Below are 18,502 nucleotides of genomic sequence, written 5' to 3'. Positions count from 1 at the left end.
CAGTTGAACGGTTCAAAGTTTTCTGTTTATTTTACAGGAGTTATTAAAAATTGACTACTTTGATGTCAGGTATTTTTGAAAAACGTTTCATGGAACTATCTGGAGGTGTAAACTTTGAAGAAGCCGTTTTGCCCCAGAATGCCAATAAGCCCCTGCCGCAAAAAGCGGACGGAAGCTTATTGTGTGTTCTATAGTGTGTACCTATTTTTCAAGAAATAATAACGAACTAGAAAAGAATTTTGAAAATCAATCCAGATAACAGCGCAGCAATCGGTATCGTTATCACCCAAGTAATAATAATTCGACCGGCCAGCGACCAACGCACAGCGGAAAAACGCTTCGCAGAACCCACACCCAAAATAGCCGAAGTAATGGCATGAGTGGTACTTACGGGCAAATGAAGCAATGTAGCTGTGAAAATAACAGAGGCTCCCGAAATGTCGGCTGCAAATCCGTTAATTGGCTCGATTTTAAAAATCTTGGTTCCCATCGTCTTGATGATTTTCCAGCCCCCGATAGATGTACCTAGCGCCATGGCTGTTGCGGCTGAAATTTTTACCCACATGGGTACTTCCAAATGGTCCTGATACCCCGACGAAACGAGTGCGAATGTAATAATCCCCATCGCCTTTTGAGCATCATTCGTACCATGCGTGAACGACTGAAGCGCTGCTGTAATGACCTGCATTGTACGGAACCCTTTGTTCACCGTATGCGGACTACGATGAGCGAAGATGTATTTTAAAATCATCATCACGATGTAACCGACAACAAAAGCAATCAACGGGGAGAAAATAAGTCCTTCGACAATCCCGATGAAGCCGCTCCAGTTTAATTTTTCCGATCCTGCACCTACATACACCGCTCCAGCCAATGCACCAATCAATGCATGAGAAGAGGATGAAGGAATACCGAACCACCAGGTTAAGAGGTTCCAGATAATCGCAGCGATCAGCGTCGCAATGACGATATCAATTCCATTCGTAAGCTTGGTTGGATCAGCCACACTTCCACCAATCGTCTTCGCAACCCCTGTAAACAATATTGCCCCGAGAAAGTTCATGACCGCAGCCATAATAATCGCACGTCGCGGGGTCAATGCACGGGTCGATACCGAAGTTGCAATCGCGTTCGCCGTATCATGAAACCCATTAATAAAATCAAATGCCAGAGCAAGAAAAATAACAATACCCAATACCAGTAAACTTGTATCCATGTAAAAGGACTCCTTACGAGTTACGCATAATGATGGATTCCAGCATATTTGCAACATCCTCGCATGAATCCGTTGTCGTTTCAAGGCGTTCGTACAATTCTTTGCGTTTAATCAGTTCAATAGGGTCAGTTACAGTTGCAAACAGGTTTTTGATGCAAATACGCAACAATTCATCCCCCTGATTTTCCAAATCATTCAGACGAATAGTGTATTCACGAATGGCCAGCAATTTTTTCTGTGAAAGCAGATGTACAGCTTTCTGAATTTCGTAAGCTGATTGACGCAGAATATCAGCGAACTGCACAATATACTCGTCCGGCTCCGTAATGTTGTACATATAAAAACGGGAAGCCGTCGCTTCAAGACCGTCCAACACATCATCCATGGTTGTTGTCAGTTCCATGATGTCGTCGCGTTCCAACGGCGTAATGAAGGTCTTGTTCAGTTCAGTAATAATCGTGTGTGTGTAATCATCACACTTATTTTCATACTTCTTCATTTCATTTGTAAACAAAGTCACATCTTGAAGATTTGAAGTATGTTGGGCAAAATAATCGGCTGCTTGCACGATCGTATCTGCCATATTTTCCAACGTCTCGAAGAATATATCCTTTTTCTTCAATCTCATAACGATTACCCCTTTACGAAAATATCCGCAACCTGTTTCGACTGCAATAGACAACCTTTGCTATCTTATCACACTCATCAATGTTTTTGTAATGTTTGTAAAAGCAAATTTCATGATATACGTATACAGTGCCCGACATATAAGCTCATTATCCGACAATTTTTTCCTAAAAAGGTGTAATTCGTTTTCTAATTCACTTCTATGGTTACATGTTCCTTTAGTGGTGTATCTGCAGGCACCACATGTATATAGGATGTACCTGGCGTTAACGGAATTTCAACCCCATTCTTCATAAAACGAATCGCATCACCCGGCGTATGTTGCCACTCAGCCTGTATTAACTGTCCTTGTTGAAACACCATGGCCTCTCCACTACCGTCCAGTTCAACACTTAATCTGCCTACATCATCCAACGTTTGATGTCTGGTGCTCATCACAATGACATTGGCTGCTGAGAGCTGTTGGTTATTATTTTGATCCACATGTGACTTTTCGTTCACAAAACGCTTATATTGTTGATCCGCTGGATCATAGGTATAAGATACCCGGTAGCTTTTAAGCAAAAACCGGATTTGTAAAGATGTTGCAGTCTCGTCCACCATAACTGGGGTTTCGCCGGATTTAAGGTAAGTATATACTGGAACGTCCGTATGCGTAGCATACCCTTTACTATCGCTTCCTTTGCGCAGTCTATTCACGTCCGTGTATAGATTATGCGGAGGACGACGATCTTTGCTTCGCCAGAAGTATGCCCCTCCATTTGAAATCTCATCTAAATGTTCCTTCCGCTGCTGCTGTAAAATCGCATAGGCATCTGTGCTTCCCCCTGCGTGTATCGGCAACGCACCATAAGTTTCGCCCAGCTCAATCAAATACGGACGAATGCTACGGACCGGACCAACCTTTACATCTCCGCCATGACTTTGGAAAAAAGCGACCAGACGGGTAATTCCGCCTTCTGCAAGAACTTCATATACCATATCTGCCTGACTAAGTCCTGCCTGCGGACGTGCTGCTGGAGCATTGTTAATCATGACAGCGAGCGGTCGCTCCAAAACTGGCTGCTCCACCGGAAGACCGGTAAGCGGAGCTGTAAATGCCGGAGTAGACTGCTCCTTCGGCGGTTCAAGCGCCTCCTTCTCTGTTTTATGCTTGGTCGGTTGAGGAACGGGTTCAGTATCTCCCGTATTGGACATAGCAGAACAAGACATCAGCGTCATGCATAACAGAGCTGAGGCCATTACACGCAACCAATGATTTCGTTGGGAAATGGGCCCGGACAAGTTCATCCCTCCACTTCGTTATTTTTCTCATTATAAGCTTTATTTCCTGTTTTTGTCTTGATTGAAGCATGACCTCTCTATAGAATACTTATCTGAAGACATTAAAATTTTAAAAATATTCATACTTTGTGATTTTTATCACAAATAACTGTAACTGAACCTACTACAATAAAGGTGTAGCAAAGATGATCATCCCAACAAAATGAAATACAACCAACATTATAGATTAAGAAAGAGGAGTGGTTTGAATGTTTAATAGCTGGTTACGTGAGAACAAAGTCGCAATGTGGTTGCTGACTGTCGTACGGGTTTATCTAGGTTATGAATGGATGACTCACGGACTTGAAAAGCTGACAGGTGGATTCGATGCAGGCGGATTTATCTCGGGGGCCATTGCTAAAACAGGTGGAGACCATCCCGCTGTACAAGGCTGGTGGGGATCGTTCCTCGAAGCCTTTGCCCTGCCGAATGTAGGTTTGTTCAACGTCCTGATCCCGTTGGGTGAGTTCTTGGTCGGGGTTGGCCTGCTTCTCGGTACATTGACTACACTGGCTGCTTTGATGGCCATGGTTATGAACTTCTCGTTCCTGTTCTCGGGTACAGTAAGCACCAATGCAATCTACCTGCTGTTTGAAATCTTCCTCGTAGTTGCTGGCGCAAATGCCGGAAGAATTGGCTTTGACCGTTGGGTACTGCCCTTCCTGCGTGGACTGTTTGGTAAAAATAAAGATACCTTTCCAGCGGACCCTAGTCGAAAAATAGCTTAAACATCCCCCAAATAACCGTTATCCTCCGGGATAATGGTTATTTTTTTTGCGCTGTTATGCTCACAAGGAGGATTTTAGCTCCTCCTAACTCGGACTCTTTTATCGGATTCATTATCCTCCCCAAACGTTTACAAGTTGGATACAACATGGAATGCTCACGATACATTTACCCTATACACTACAGTTACATCAAAGAACGTAATGGAGGGTTATATCATGAAAAAAATCACCAAAGCCTATCTCATGCTCGCAGCAGTAACTTTCACAGTGCAGACTATGGGATCGGGATATACGGCATCAGCCCAAGCGGCGACGTCTACTACGACATCTCAGGCAGAAAGTGTACAACATATCTCCAAGACCTTCGAGCAGCTACTAGGCCAACCCGGCAAGCTATCTCAGGCATTCACTTATTTGCAAAAGCATATTCAATCCATTCCAGCTTCTCAAGCTACCCTCATGGTGCTTCATCTGGAAAATGCACAGAACCAGCAATTGGATTCCTATGCACAGACCCTATACCCGACCTCTGTTCAAACCAAAATAAATCAAATCTATAAACCCGGTGATTCGTTCACAAATGTAATCAGCCGTACAAGCGATGCGAACCTGAAAAAGTTGCTAACTCAAACAAGAGATGCCGGCTACAAACTTGAAACCGCAGAAGGCATGTATTACCCAATCATCAACTATGAAAAATATAAAGTATTCGGGAAGCACACCACGGCAGATATCCGCAGCTATATTGACATCATGTCGATGGAATCCGGACAGGCTGCTACCAAAGATGCCGCGCTCCGTATCGGCTATCAACAGTTAGCCGGACGAGTGCTGGCACAGGAATTGTTTTTAAACCAATATCCACATTCCAATCGTACACAAGCTATAAAAAAATTGCACGATCTGTACTTTTTCTATACTTTCTACGGCACGAACAATACGCCATTATTCGATCATGATACCGGGAAGATTCATCCGTATGCCAAAAAAGGGTATCAATGGTTCGTTCAACGTAATATGGATTCGAAGAGCACCTATATTCAAAAGCTGAAAGCATTTATGACACTGTTGGATCAAAATGGAGATCAACGTACTTCGCAGGTATCCACTTGGCTAAAAAAGAACGTGCCTTCTAATTAATCGAAGACGCAAAAAACACAAAAGAACTTCCATTCCCACACAGCATGTGGATTCGGAAGTTCTTTTTTACATTTACGTATCACTTTCTTGACCAAAAGCCCAACAATTGAGACTCAGCGAGCCAAGGACATACGACTGAAAAAGCTTATGCGCGGAGCGCTCCTGATCCGCAGCCCCCATCGCATAAAACAAAGGTGAAAAATGCTCTATTCCATAAGAAGGTACCGCTTGTTTGGCATATGGAGCCTTCTTGTCATATTGGAATAAGTGACGTAAATTCCAGTCTTGAAGCTGCTGTGCAATCCAGTCATCATATTGAACGGCCCAATCGGCTGGCTCACTCGTCTGCTTGAGTGTCCGCAAGTTGTGGACCAATCCGCCGCTACCGATAATCAAAATCCCTTGTTCTCGCAACGGCGCCAGCATCCGTCCAATCTCGTATTGCTCTTGAGGAGCGCGCCGAGAATCAATAGATAACGGTACGACCGGTATGTCCGCATCAGGATATATATGCCGCAAAACCACCCATGCTCCATGATCCAGTCCCCGGTTCCGAACCGGCTGGTGGAACAAGTTATGCTGACTGAACAGATGCTCTATCTCCTCATACAGCTTTGGATCGCCTGGTGCAGGGTAATCGATTGAGTACATTTCTTCAGGAAAGCCATAGAAATCGTGCAACGCTGCATGCTGATCATCCGCGCCAATACATTGATCGGGGCTATCCCAATGCGCGGAAAAAATGACAATTCCTTTGGGTCGGGGCAGGCTCGCGCCCAGCTTTGCAAGAAAGCTGGTATATGCGTTATTTTCTACAGCCAGTGTCGGTGAACCATGCGCAACAAAAATTGAGGGTAATGTCATCGCTGCCAACCTCCACACGCCAGTATAGTGTTACTCTTCCATTTTACTCCGGCGGAGGCGCAATTTCCAATACAATCCGTTACACACTGAAATCAGATCATCCAGTGCTGCCAATCACGTTGAATATTTTCCTGTTCATCCAGCCATTCAAGCGTCCGATCAATGAGCCGTTGCCGCTCTTTACCTGACGAGAAAGTGTGATCTCCCTGGAAAATAATCTCTTTATCACAGCGTCCCTCTGGACGCATCCAGAATATCTTTTGAAACAGAAATGCATAATCGACAGGAATAATATCATCCGAGGTTCCATGAATGACGAGCACATCCCCGTTAAATTTAACGGCCTCCTGGAACGGCTGAAATTGAGCTAACGACTCAAAGTAAGCAGGCGTAAACTTATAGCCCAAATAATCGGCATGACCAGTTTTAACAGACTCATCGTACACGCTTCGCTCCGTAATTTTGACGATGTCATTGAACGGATAGCCCACTGCTGACCAAAGGACCAGATTTTGTACTCTCTTGTCCCGTACGGCTGTGAGAAGAGCAACCGCGCCCCCCAGACTGTGACCGATCAGCGTCACCTTGGTCGGGTCAATGTCCGCACAATTGACGGCGTAATCCAATACGGTACGTGTCTGATTAATCATGGACTCGAGCCCCTGCTTGCCGTATTCACCTGTGCTCTCCCCACAACCGGCAAAATCAAAGCGCAGGACAAAATATCCCCCTTCGGCCAGTTCACGCGCAGTCTTGACGAATAATCGATCTACGCCGATACGATTGCCTACAAAACCGTGACATATAACAACGAGGGGAACTCGTCTCTGACGCTCTCCCTCATTTGTACGGTTTGGATAATGAATTGTTGCGGCCAGCTCTTCATGTTCAAAACGAATTCCAATTTGCCGTTCCATCCTGATTCCCCCTGTTTCAAGCTTCACTACACATTTATGAATTCGAACTCATATAGTAACGTGGAATATCCATCCAGGATATTTATTCACTTTAATTCCGATAAGTTTAATAAGTTTTATAGTAAAGTCAGTCTATCATCGCCCTGCTTCCTTGTCAACCTGTCAGTTCACATCGTTAAAAAAGTAAACAAATAGCGCTCCCCGATGCGATTCCGGAGAACGCTATACTACACTTATGTGAGTGAATCCACTACATTTAAAGTGACATTCGTTATTCGTAGCTGTTCCTGAACATTTGGTGGGTCTCCGTTCGTCCTTCCCACTGCAGTTTACAAGAGTCGCCGTTATGTTCATCCTCATGCCACAGGCTGCGGTAGTTCTGTGCACCTAGCTCACCTGCAAATTCTGTATCCTCAGCCACTTCGATATCGTCCACTATACGGTACGTTGGAGATGTTCCTTGAACGCTCCGGTGACTCACATTTGTAGACGAGGCCGCCCCGCTATTCCCATTCGAAGCGTTTCCCAGTCGTTTTTGGACTAAATAATCTGCCTGGTTCTCCAGTTTCATGATGCCACATCCTCTCAACGTTTATATTCAGGTTGCTCCACGTGCTCACCCTCTATCCAGTTTGAGGAGAATGCAACGGTAATATACATGCTATAGATAAAGTCTTTTGCCATCCGACGCTTCCTCACGTATACTGTCTTTGTTACGAAATGGCGGTTCCATCAGCTTGGAATACGCTCATAAAGCAGGAGGAAGCAATGAATAAAGCAAAAAATTATACGCTTATTGCATGGGTTGCCTTGTCCATGTTTTTTTTGACACAGGCGATTATCGGATGGTTTGTCACCTTTACAGGCGGAGATCTCAAACCCTTTGAAGAAATCAGCCTATCCACCCTTATCATCATCGCCGCAGGAGCCATTCTACTCGTTGAAGCCCTGATGAATTTTATGGATCGTCCCGAAGAAGGCGAGGAGATACAACATCCAAACCCCGCCCCCGTAAAGCCCCAGATGAATCTTAAATCCATCTTGATGTATGTTGTTTTAGTTGTCGTGATTCTTGTCGCCGGACTAGCGCTGCGCAGTGTACTGCCAGTATTCAGGATCTCACCTTGGGTAAATTTAATTCTCGCCGCCATCGGCTTTATTGGACTCAAACCGATTTTTCTGCGTAAAAAACGTTCATAGCCCGCAATTTTCATTATATGGAGCTGCCCCATTTTGGGTCATAGCAGCTCCTTTTCATTTCGATCAGGCAATCGACTTACAGCTGGGGTGTGCGCCAAAAAGCCGTATTCCTGGCCTGCAAGAAGCTGCATGGAGGAATACGGCTTGATATATTTTAGAACTTATTTGGAAAATAGTTGTTCTGCATTATCCAGAGCCATTTTGTGTCCCATTGCGGAATAGTCCAGCCAAGGCTGTCCGTCCAACATGTAGACATGCCCTTGCTTCACCGCTTTGAGACCTTGCCATACTGTGTTTCCTTCCAGCTGCTTGTATACCTTTTGGGCATCCGCGCCTTTACTGATGATAACAAGAATCGCATCGGCATCATAATCCGGTAAAACCTCTTGGGAAACCACCTGATAAGCCTTGTCGATCTTTTCTACACCTTTGGCTGGCTTCAAGCCCAAATCCTGATATAACAGCGGTCCTACCGGACGCTTCATCCCCATAACACGAACCTCTTTCGCCGTCACACGTATAGCCATAACCGTTCCGTCCCCAATTTTTGAATGAATCAGCTTTTTGACTCGTTCCCTCTGTGTATCATAGTCTTTTAGAAATGCGTCTGCCTGTGCTTCATGTTTGACCATAACGGCTATTTTTTTCAATTGATCTTTCCATGTGCCTTCATCCAGATCAAAAACTTCGGTCGGCGCAATTTTTTCAAACTTGGCCACATCGGTTCCCGAATATTTTTTGTCCAAGAAAATATGATCAGGTTGAAGCTCCAGTACCGCTTCCATATCCGGATCAGTGACAACACCTAGCTTACGGGTACTTTGAAGACGATCTTTTACATGCGGCAGAAAATCCTTCACATCTCCGCCAATGACCGAACCAGCCGGAGTAATACCCAATGCCAGCAGGTTGTTCGTCAAATGAATAGACATCGAAGCAATACGCGAATCCGCACTAATGGTTGTCTGCGCACTGTCCGCCGCTTTCGTATCGGCAGTCTGTTTGTCGGCTGCTTGTCCGCAAGCAGATAGCATGATCATGCATACAACAAGAGTTGTGACTACCCATGAACGTTTAAAACCTGAACCCTCAAATTTGTGTTTTCTCATGTTTATTCTCTCCTATGCTATAGAAGCTCTACATTATAATGATCATTATAGAAGGCTTCTTCTGTCATTTTGTTCGGGACAGCAGGAATAAAAAATACGGAGCTCCTACCACAGCAACCACCACACCTGCGGGAATCGCATTCGGCTGAAACACCGAACGCCCAATCGTGTCGGCGGTGACCAGAATGACGACCCCGACCAAACAGGCTACTGGCAGCAAATGCTGGTACATCGGCCCAACCAGGCGGCGAGCCAGATGAGGCGCAATGAGCCCGATAAAGCCAATGCCTCCGGCCATGGATACGCTGGCACTGGATAGAGCCACGGCTGCGCCCAGCAGTAATAGGCGCTGGCGCTTCACACTTGTACCGATTCCAGCCGCGGTCTCGTCGCCCAACGACAGGTTATTCAGACTGCGCGTCTGCGACAGAACGTAGGGTAATACAATGACTAACCAAGGCAGCAAAGCTGCTGCATGTATCCAGTCCCGGCCCCAAACGCTGCCAGCCAACCAACGTGCGGTAAATGCGTATGTATCCTCATCCAGCCGTAAGGACCAATACAGCGTTATAGCGCTAAGGCCCGAGGCTACACCGATACCGGACAAAATCAGACGCACGGGCACGATTCCTCTGTTACGGCTATAGGACAACAAAACAATCAGCACCGCCGCAATGACACCTCCTGCAAAGGTAAACAAGGGGATCAGGACGGCGGCCGAACCGTCCAAGTCGCGAAAAAAGCTAACGAACATTACCAGTCCCAACGCAGCCCCTGCATGAAGACCGAGCACTCCCGGATCAGCAAGTCCGTTCCGCGACAAGCCTTGCATGACCGCCCCGGCTGCGCCTAGTCCCGCTCCAGCCAGCACCGTTACAGCAATACGAGGCAGACGATACTCGAACAGAACGATATGATCACGTCCGCTGCCACCGCCAAACAACGTATCCAGCACGCGTAGCGGTGGAATACGAATCGTTCCGGTATTCAAACCCAAAACAAGGACGGCAAAGCTGATTCCCGCCAATACCAAACAAACGAGCCAAGCCTTTTTCGTTCTTGTGTCCCCAATCCCTAAAGAGCGACTCACTATAAATCCCTCCTTTCCTTACGGGCGAGAAAGAGGAAAAAGGGTACTCCGATAAAAGACACCATAATTCCAATAGCTAGCTCCTCTGGCGGATTTGCCATTCTCGCTCCCAAATCTGCCAGCACCAGTAACACGGCTCCCAATAACGCAGACAGCGGCACGATCTGGCGATAATCCACACCGATTAGCTTGCGAGCGATATGTGGGATAACCAAACCTACAAAGCCGATGGCTCCAGCAGCCGATACAGAGAGTCCGGCCAGTACCACTACGGTCAGCAGACCCAAAAGCCGAATACGTCTGAGATTCAACCCAAGATTTAACGCCACCTCATCGCCCATCGAAATCAGCGAAATAGAACGTGCCAGCCCCATAGACCAGGCGATCACAATAAGCAAAATCGGTGCAAGAATCTCAAGCTGCGACCATTTGATCCCGGCTACACCACCCGCATACCAGAAGGCTAAATCCTGACTTAAATCAAAATAAATCGCAATCCCCGAAGTCATGGAACCTAACAGGGCAGCCGTCACAGCTCCAGACACCGTCAGTCTCATAGGTGTCAATCCACCAGGCGCAGATGCTCCCAGACCAAATACCAGTAAGGTACTCATCAGCGCCCCCAGGAACGACAATACTATTAACGTCCCATAAGGAAGATCGGGAAAAAAGGCAAAACTCACTGCAACTACAAACATCGCTCCTGCGTTAATGCCCAGCACACCTGTATCTCCCAGCGGGTTGCGCGTAATGCCCTGAATCAGAGAACCTGCAACCGCAAGCGCAGCTCCAATAACAGCTGCACCGAGTACACGCGGCAATCTCAACTCATGAATGATCTGATGTGTCATCAGCGAACGATCATAGTGAAATACTGCCGACCACACGGTGCTTACGGTCAAGTCCTTGGCTCCGAGAGAAATGGCGGCGAATATGGCCAAACCCAACAATACAGCCGAAGCTGTGAACAACAACGCCTGCCGAATCCTATCCGCTCGAAGTACTGGACGTGCTGTTATGACTACTTCAGGAACTGCCCTCTCTGTCTGGGCTGTATGTTTGTCCATGCTGTCTTTAGACTGCATTTGGTGAGGTCACTCCCTCCGTACCTGAAAAAATCATTATGTTTTCCAAAACAATAACGATAATGATAATTGTTATCAACTTGATACATAATAGCATGTTTCTATGACATTGCAAGCCAAAAACTGTTCCCCATAAGAGGAACAGTTTTTGAATATATCTATATGATTTTACTACATAGGTGACTCCAAACGGTCCTCTCTTTAGTACGTAGGCCAGCCTGCCGAATCCCATTTTAAATCACTAATCAGAAGTTTTGGATTACCTTTATCAGTGGCATCGTAGGCATGACGCGCAATGACACTGTTGTTATAGACGGATTGGCCGCCCGGTCCCTTCCAACGGTCATTCCCCGCATCCAGTATCGTTCCGCCGCCGTCCATCAGGCTTTTGCCGCTCTTGTCCACATACGGTCCAGTAATACTAGTAGAGCGACCGTAAATAATCTTATAATTACTATCTACGCCTTTGCAGCAGTTATCAATGGAAGCAAACAGATAATAATACCCATCGCGGTATGTAACATGTGGCGCTTCCAAACCACCCGCCGTACGCTTGGCGATAGAATAGATCTGCCCCGTAGGCTTCATCGTATTCTTGTCCAATCGAGTCACTTTCAAGCCTGAATTCCATGAACCAAAGGAAAGCCACGGGTTACCGGAAGCGTCAATGACGAGATTCGGGTCAATCGCATTATAATCGTTGGCATCCGTCGTACGCAGCACGAGTCCATCATCTCTCCAGCTCCCCGCGCCAATGCTTGTTGCTGAAGTCAATCCAATGGCCGAAGTGCGTGACCCAAAAGTAGAAATGGAATAGTAAACCCAGACACGTCCATTGTACTTCTGAGCGTCCGGTGCCCACACATCGTTAGGCTTTTGCTTAGGTACATACGATTTCCACCATGATGGCGGCGACAGGAATATTTGCGGCAATCTGTAAAAATTGCGTCCGTCGTCCGATCTTTGAACCTGTATCCCCTGCCCTGTGGAGAAAATATACCAAGCGTTGCCTTCTTTCGTAATGGACGGATCATGTACTGCCACATCACCAGTTAACGCCCAGTGCTCTGCGGATGCAGATGGCATCACTGAAAGTAACAAAGCAGCCGAGGTTACAGCAGCAAACGCCGTTCGGGTCAATTTACTCCGTACTGATTTTTTCCATGCTTTCAACATTTCTTTCGCACCTCCGAATGAGTATCTTATAATGAAATTCAGGTGACACACCTATTACATTAGTGTTTATACTTATGAAGTTACCCATATATTAACCTATCACATTCTGTTTTGTAAACGCTTTATTTCAAATAAAAAGAAATTTATAAACTACGCATAACGCTTTACATACGAGGATTTTGCAAAATCCTGATACAAAAAGGGGAGCCCGCAGGCTCCTTTTCAAATTAGCATATTAAATAGATTTTCGTTTTTATTCAGTTCCGTATATTTAAGCCCCTTGCGGTTCATTCGTTCAATTAAAGGAAAATAGTCTTCCTTGTGGAACAGCTCAATGCCGACCAGAGCTGGTCCATTTTCCTTATCATTCTTTTTCGTATATTCAAACCTAGTAATATCGTCGTCCGGTCCAAGCACATCCTGTAGAAACTCACGCAGTGCCCCAGCTCTTTGCGGGAAATTCACCATAAAATAATGCTTCAGTCCTTCGTAAATTAGGGACCGTTCCTTAATCTCCTGCATTCGATCTATATCGTTGTTACCACCGCTGACGATACAGACAACCGTTTTGCCTTGAATCTGCTCGCGGTACAGATCAAGTGCTGCAACAGGCAGTGAACCCGCAGGCTCCACAACAATCGCATTTTCATTATACAGCTCCAGAATCGCGGTACATGCTTTACCTTCCGGTACCTTCACAATATCGTCCAAGGTATGTTTACAAATATCGTATGTCAGCTGACCCACACGCTTCACCGCAGCTCCGTCAACAAACTTGTCTATTTGATCCAGTGTAACCACCTTGTGTAAACGCATCGCTTCCGTCATCGACGCCGCGCCAAGGGGTTCCACACCAATTACCTTGGTGGATGGACTCACGGTTTTAACATACGTACCTACGCCTGCCGCCAAACCGCCGCCGCCAATCGTTACGAACACATAGTCCATAGGTGTATCTAGACTCTCCATCACTTCCATCGCAATCGTACCATTGCCCGCAATAATTTTCGGCTGATCAAACGGATGGATGAAGGTCATTGCCTGCTCGCTACACACCTTCATGGCCTCATCATAGGCATCGTCAAACGTATCTCCAGTCAAAATGACCTCTACACTGTTTCCCCCAAAGCGACGAACCTGCTTCACTTTCTGATTAGGCGTTGTACTCGGCATAAATATTTTACCGTGGATACCAAGTGCATTACATGAAAAAGCCACACCTTGCGCATGATTCCCCGCACTCGCACACACGATGCCTTTTTCCATTTGCTCGGGTGTCAAGCTACGGATCATGTTGTAAGCTCCACGGATTTTAAAGGACCGCACGACTTGGAGATCCTCTCTTTTCAGATACACATTACAGTTATATTTGGCCGATAGGACGGCATCCCTCTGTAAAGGTGTACGTACAATCACCTCACGCAGCATATGATGCGCCCGTACAATATCCTCCATGCCAACGGTTGACGCCATGGCCGGGTCGGTTTTCTGGGTTTCTGTTGGTTCCATAGGTTCTCCACGCTCCGCCTGAATATTTCTGTATTTGAAATCTTTCAAATATCATACCACGTTTACCCATAGCTTGTGCAGATGATAGCATGAAAATGAGAATGAAAATCAATCAAATCTAAAAAAAAGGCAGACCGGGATCAATGCCCGATCAACCTTTTCTGACGTTGCACATTTCTTGTATTCAATCGCTCCATTGAATACCTTTTCGATTACCCTTTTACTCCACCTGCCGTCATTCCTTCAATAAAGTAACGCTGGAAGAATAGAAACACGACCAGAATCGGTAAAATAGCCAAAACGGAGCCCGCGATCAGCACATCATAATTGTTGCCATATGGCGTCAGCAGACTGGACAGTCCAATGGGCAGTGTCAGCATGTCGTTGGTCCGCAATACAATCATCGGCCACAGGAAGTTATTCCAACTGTTCATCGCCTGCAAAATAGCCATTGCCGCAAATGCAGGCGCCATTAGAGGCATCATAATGCGTACGAAAATGCCATATTCTGAACAGCCGTCAACCCGCGCAGCATCCATAAAATCCTTGGGTACTCCACTCAAATATTGACGGAAGAAAAAGATTGGGATCGGCGCGACGACGAAGGGTAGAATTACACCCCATACTGTATTAATCAGCTTCATGCCGATCATTAGCTTGTAGAGCGGCAGCATGATAATTTCTACCGGAATCATCATTACAACCAGCACCAGTGTGAAAATCACATTTTTCAATCTAAAACGGTACATCTCCAGACCATAGCCCACCATCGCGGACAATATCAGACATAACACCGTAAACAAGACGGTAATAACAATACTGTTCCAGTACCATTGAAAATAATCCGTCGTCCCCTGAAAGATGAACGCATAGTTTTTCAAGGACATGATGTCCCACTCCAGCTTAAGATTCAAGCCGTAGCGCAACAGCTCCGTAGATGGCTTGAACGAGGCAAGCGTCACGGCAAATAGCGGAAACAGGGCAAACCCGGCAAACAGAATGAACAGGACAACGAGCAATGCGGATAATGAGCCTTTTTGTTTCTGAGCCATCGCTTAATCCTCCTTCCGGAACATGCCGAAAAATTTGAGCTGGATCAGGTTCAGCACGAGTGTAAATACGAGCAATACAATGCCCACCGCAGCTCCGAAGCCCATACTGTTCTGCTCCAGACCTTGGCGATAGAGATAGCCAACAATCGTTAAACCAATATCGTTCGGGGAGTTATTTCCGTTCCACAACATGTAGCTTTCCGTGAACATGGACAACCCCGCATAAATGCTAATCGTAAATACGTAGATCGTCACTGGTTTCAGCATAGGAATCGTAATCCGCCAAAATGAATCGAATCGACTGGCTCCATCAATCTGCGCAGCTTCATACAACTCGGGGGGAATGTTCTGGAGTCCCGACATGTAGTACAGCATATTTACGCCCAACCATCTCCACAAGGCCAGCACGATCAACGCTAAAAAGCCGGTGTTGGCGTTCATTAGCCATTTATACGGCTCCAGACCGAAGACCCCCAACAGGGAGTTCATCAGCGAACCATCCAATTCCCCGAACATGAGGCGGAAGATCGTTCCTGCTACCACCACCGAGGTTAGTGCAGGTATAAACATCACGGAGCGAAACAACCCTCTGCCCGGCATTTTAGGCGAATTCAGCAATACTGCCAATACCAGCGGCAGAGGAATCAGCACGACCAGTGTAAGCAGCGTGTACAGGACGCTATTCAATATCGCCTTTCCAAACGTAGGATTGATTAAGTCCTTATAATTTTCCAGTCCAACATAAGTTGTTATCCCTGGCAGGACTTCCTGGAAGCTCATAATGACCGTCGAGATGACCGGATAGGCAAAAAATAACGCAAAGGACAGTAAAAATGGAAGGACAAACACATACGGTGCCGTACGACTGGAATGAATAAATCGGCTCCATTGGCTTCTGGCCGGACGCTGAGTTTTTGGCGGCTGACCTGTCGGTACATTAGCGTTCGTATGAACGGGCGTTGCCATGAATCTCACTCCCTTTCCTGTTGGGGTCTATCTCAGTTCATCTGCTAGCTCATGCAGCACCGTGGCTGGATCTTCGCCACTCTGTAGTGTCCGATAAAGTATTTTATTGCGTACAGCACTGGCGATGTCAGGCGTTTTCGGTCCAATATGCACCGCATTGATCTCATCTTTGACTTCGATCAGCGTGTCAAAAATATTTGTTCCGAAATACTCCGTAAATTTGTTTTTGGCTTTGGCTTCCGGCATTGTCCACACTTCACTGCGGATGGGATCAAACCCTAGCTGCTTCCAAATCTCCACATTCCCTTGCTTGGACAGCTTGGCAAAGGCTAGAAAACGCATCGCCAGATCCTGGTGCTCTGATTGGTTCGTGACTACCGTTCCGGTTCCGCCCATACCCGCTGAGCGATAGCCGCCTTTTTCCCACGCCGGCATGGGTCTGATGATAATTTTACCTTTCAGGTCAGGCATGTAATCCGTAAAACGCCCCATGTACCACATCGGCATCCATACCGAAGCAGCCCCGCCTTTGTTCATAAACCCGTAGTATTCCTCCATATGATGCCCGCCGCCCGGTGAGGGAATAGCGACTTTGTCTTTTACCATCTGTTGAAGAAACTCAAGTGTTTTAATATTGGTTTCGTTATCCAACGTCAACTCGCCTTTGTCATCCAGAAAATCTGAATTTTGCTGGGAGATCATCGGCCAATAGCTCCACAGGTCATTCGTTTCTAAGGTCGCCATTGGCTTGCCTGTTTTCGCAAGTACTTGCTTGCCTGCAGCAGCATAGTCTGCCCAGGTGACGATGGAATCCGGGTTTACCCCCGCCTGATCCATAATCTCTTTATTGTAATACATCACTTCGGCCCCGACGTGGAAGTCAATGCCGTAATATTTACCGTCTTTGCCGTAAATCTGTACTCTGGAAGGTACAATGTTATTGATCTCGGGGTCAATCACCGGATTGAGCGGGACCAGTTGCGGTATCCCTTTGAGGAAATTACCGATCTTGTTCACCTCGATATCCGCGATATCCGGCGCTCCCACCCCCGATTGCAGCGCAATCGACAGCTTGCTGTGATGGTTGTCATAAGGAAATGTATTCGCTTTCAAATTAATCAATTCATCAGGGTGCTGTTGGTTCCATTGATCAGCCATTTGCAGAAAAAACTTCTCATGCAGTTCATTGAACGTCCATAATACAAGTTCTGTTCCCGGCCCTTCCTTTTCATCGGTCTTGAAAGAACAGCCTTGCAGCAGTCCAGCCATCAAAACCACCGCCATAAACATCAAAGCCATGCTTTTTCTTCGCAGCAGCATATCCTTCCCCCTTCGCATGATGAAATCCTAATTCATAAATGATTGCGCTTTCTTTTATTATTTAACATCAATACAAATTAGTTTACAACAACATTATTTATAAAATTTTTATTTTCAACGAAGATTAGCGTCTCCACTGCATTATAGGGGGCAATTTAAATGAATACAGTTATGATGATTTTTGCATAAAAAAGAGGCCCCACCCGAATTAAAACTCGAAGTTGGGCCTCTCTATTTTTACTACTCTTGGGAATGAGCTGCTTCGTCCTTCACTTCTTCGCGAAATGATCTAATACTTTCTTTACGACGATTATTTTTTTCTTCGATCTGCTGACGCTCCTCGTTGCTGATTTCAGAGGAAAATTCATTTAGATATCCTTCAGCTTCACGCAGGTTCTGCTGTGTGTTCTGAATACTTTGTTGCAAGTGTTCAACATTATCGGCTCGATTATCCGGTTTTGCCATTGGTTTGACGCCTCCTAATATAGAATCGCTCACGGGAGCGCTAAACCGTAGCTTGATCGTTATCGAGTTATTTTATACATTAAAATGCTTTCCAAACCATTGGCCTGCGGCGGCAGCTTCTGTACGGGTCAATTGATGACCATTGCGTTCCCAATATGCTTCCACCTGCGCTCCGGCTCCCTCCAACAATGCTTGCAGCTCCCGGGATTCCGAAGTCGGAACAATCGGGTCATTTTCACCGGAAGACAGAAATACAGGGACACCGTTCAATTCAGGCAAGTCCAGCCCACGCAACGGCACCATTGCATGGTGCAAAATAGCTCCGCGTAACGCTTTTGCATCGTGAAAGAGCATGCTGGCGGCTATGTTTGCACCATTGGAATAGCCCAGAGCCACCACGTTATTACGGTCAAAATCGTATTGCTCTGCAGCTGTGTCCACAAATTCGCTCAGTTCTTTGGTACGAAATACGAGATCCTCAATGTCGAACACTCCTTCTGCCAAACGGCGAAAGAAACGCGGCATCCCATTTTCCAGCACATTTCCTCTTACGCCTAACACAGAAGCTCCCGCTGCTACCATCTCAGCCAAAGGTATTAAGTCTTGTTCATTCCCGCCTGTACCATGCAACAGCAAAATAACCGGGGCTTGCGGATCATTTCCTTTACGAAAGACGTGTTTCATATCTATTCCCTCCTCTAATTAACTTTAAATT

At 46.2% G+C, this 18,502-nt stretch carries 20 protein-coding genes; 4 read left to right on the top strand and 16 right to left on the bottom strand.

Going from position 1 to position 18,502, the window contains the following annotated elements; all coding sequences use genetic code 11:
- Positions 1-50 precede the first annotated feature (50 nt).
- On the top strand, positions 51-194 hold the full coding sequence (locus MLD56_RS04480) for a hypothetical protein (RefSeq protein ID WP_155271710.1): 144 nt from the start codon (positions 51-53) through the stop codon (positions 192-194).
- A 32-nt stretch (positions 195-226) separates the two neighbouring features.
- On the opposite strand, the gene MLD56_RS04475 is transcribed toward MLD56_RS04480, so the two are convergent.
- From MLD56_RS04475 to MLD56_RS04465, 3 genes are all read right to left on the bottom strand, one after another.
- Entirely contained in the window at positions 227-1,216 is a 990-nt protein-coding gene (locus MLD56_RS04475; protein ID WP_029517123.1) for an inorganic phosphate transporter, read from the bottom strand.
- Between the two features lie 13 nt (positions 1,217-1,229).
- On the bottom strand, positions 1,230-1,844 hold the full coding sequence (locus tag MLD56_RS04470) for a DUF47 domain-containing protein (RefSeq protein ID WP_007428879.1): 615 nt from the start codon (positions 1,842-1,844) through the stop codon (positions 1,230-1,232).
- Between the two features lie 188 nt (positions 1,845-2,032).
- On the bottom strand, positions 2,033-3,127 hold the full coding sequence (locus MLD56_RS04465; protein ID WP_029517124.1) for a DUF3048 domain-containing protein: 1,095 nt from the start codon (positions 3,125-3,127) through the stop codon (positions 2,033-2,035).
- Positions 3,128-3,375: 248 nt separating this feature from the next.
- Here MLD56_RS04465 and MLD56_RS04460 point away from each other — a divergent pair, with 248 nt between their 5' ends.
- Positions 3,376-3,894, top strand: a complete 519-nt coding sequence (locus tag MLD56_RS04460) for a DoxX family membrane protein (RefSeq protein ID WP_029517125.1) — start codon at positions 3,376-3,378, stop codon at positions 3,892-3,894.
- A 216-nt stretch (positions 3,895-4,110) separates the two neighbouring features.
- Positions 4,111-5,034 carry a hypothetical protein gene (locus MLD56_RS04455; RefSeq protein WP_029517126.1) on the top strand — a complete coding sequence of 308 codons (924 nt, stop codon included), beginning with the start codon at positions 4,111-4,113 and terminating at the stop codon, positions 5,032-5,034.
- Positions 5,035-5,106: 72 nt separating this feature from the next.
- Here MLD56_RS04455 and MLD56_RS04450 read toward each other — a convergent pair whose 3' ends face one another.
- The 3 genes from MLD56_RS04450 to MLD56_RS04440 form a co-directional block, all read right to left on the bottom strand.
- Entirely contained in the window at positions 5,107-5,898 is a 792-nt protein-coding gene (locus MLD56_RS04450; protein WP_029517127.1) for a dioxygenase family protein, read from the bottom strand.
- Between the two features lie 92 nt (positions 5,899-5,990).
- Complete coding sequence (locus MLD56_RS04445; protein WP_029517128.1) at positions 5,991-6,815, bottom strand: alpha/beta hydrolase; 825 nt, start codon at positions 6,813-6,815, stop codon at positions 5,991-5,993.
- 271 nt (positions 6,816-7,086) lie between these two features.
- Positions 7,087-7,386, bottom strand: coding sequence for a hypothetical protein (locus MLD56_RS04440; RefSeq protein ID WP_029517129.1), 300 nt, complete (start codon positions 7,384-7,386; stop codon positions 7,087-7,089).
- 197 nt (positions 7,387-7,583) lie between these two features.
- Here MLD56_RS04440 and MLD56_RS04435 point away from each other — a divergent pair, with 197 nt between their 5' ends.
- Positions 7,584-8,015, top strand: a complete 432-nt coding sequence (locus MLD56_RS04435; protein ID WP_029517130.1) for a hypothetical protein — start codon at positions 7,584-7,586, stop codon at positions 8,013-8,015.
- 161 nt (positions 8,016-8,176) lie between these two features.
- Here MLD56_RS04435 and MLD56_RS04430 read toward each other — a convergent pair whose 3' ends face one another.
- The 10 genes from MLD56_RS04430 to MLD56_RS04385 form a co-directional block, all read right to left on the bottom strand.
- Positions 8,177-9,124: an ABC transporter substrate-binding protein gene (locus tag MLD56_RS04430; protein ID WP_029517131.1), complete on the bottom strand. Its 948-nt coding sequence runs from the start codon at positions 9,122-9,124 to the stop codon at positions 8,177-8,179.
- Positions 9,125-9,188: 64 nt separating this feature from the next.
- On the bottom strand, positions 9,189-10,214 hold the full coding sequence (locus MLD56_RS04425; protein ID WP_029517132.1) for a FecCD family ABC transporter permease: 1,026 nt from the start codon (positions 10,212-10,214) through the stop codon (positions 9,189-9,191).
- Positions 10,214-11,299: a FecCD family ABC transporter permease gene (locus MLD56_RS04420; protein WP_029517133.1), complete on the bottom strand. Its 1,086-nt coding sequence runs from the start codon at positions 11,297-11,299 to the stop codon at positions 10,214-10,216. The genes MLD56_RS04425 and MLD56_RS04420 overlap by 1 nt, the downstream gene beginning before the upstream one ends.
- Positions 11,300-11,500: 201 nt before the next feature.
- Positions 11,501-12,475 (bottom strand): arabinan endo-1,5-alpha-L-arabinosidase AbnA, encoded by a 975-nt coding sequence (locus tag MLD56_RS04415; RefSeq protein WP_029517134.1) that lies wholly within the window; start codon positions 12,473-12,475, stop codon positions 11,501-11,503.
- A 222-nt stretch (positions 12,476-12,697) separates the two neighbouring features.
- Positions 12,698-13,984: a threonine ammonia-lyase IlvA gene (ilvA, locus tag MLD56_RS04410; protein ID WP_029517135.1), complete on the bottom strand. Its 1,287-nt coding sequence runs from the start codon at positions 13,982-13,984 to the stop codon at positions 12,698-12,700.
- Positions 13,985-14,196: 212 nt separating this feature from the next.
- Positions 14,197-15,036, bottom strand: coding sequence for a carbohydrate ABC transporter permease (locus MLD56_RS04405; RefSeq protein ID WP_029517136.1), 840 nt, complete (start codon positions 15,034-15,036; stop codon positions 14,197-14,199).
- Positions 15,037-15,039: 3 nt separating this feature from the next.
- Complete coding sequence (locus tag MLD56_RS04400; protein WP_029517137.1) at positions 15,040-16,002, bottom strand: carbohydrate ABC transporter permease; 963 nt, start codon at positions 16,000-16,002, stop codon at positions 15,040-15,042.
- A 27-nt stretch (positions 16,003-16,029) separates the two neighbouring features.
- Entirely contained in the window at positions 16,030-17,322 is a 1,293-nt protein-coding gene (locus tag MLD56_RS04395; RefSeq protein ID WP_029517138.1) for an ABC transporter substrate-binding protein, read from the bottom strand.
- A gap of 240 nt (positions 17,323-17,562) precedes the next feature.
- Positions 17,563-17,787 (bottom strand): small acid-soluble spore protein Tlp, encoded by a 225-nt coding sequence (tlp, locus tag MLD56_RS04390; RefSeq protein ID WP_025721177.1) that lies wholly within the window; start codon positions 17,785-17,787, stop codon positions 17,563-17,565.
- A 72-nt stretch (positions 17,788-17,859) separates the two neighbouring features.
- A complete protein-coding gene (locus tag MLD56_RS04385) occupies positions 17,860-18,471 on the bottom strand; it encodes an alpha/beta hydrolase (RefSeq protein ID WP_029517139.1) in 612 nt (203 codons plus the stop codon).
- Positions 18,472-18,502 lie beyond the last annotated feature (31 nt).

The organism is Paenibacillus peoriae (assembly GCF_022531965.1).
GTDB lineage: Bacteria > Bacillota > Bacilli > Paenibacillales > Paenibacillaceae > Paenibacillus > Paenibacillus polymyxa_D.
This window is presented reverse-complemented; position numbering and strand designations above follow the sequence as displayed.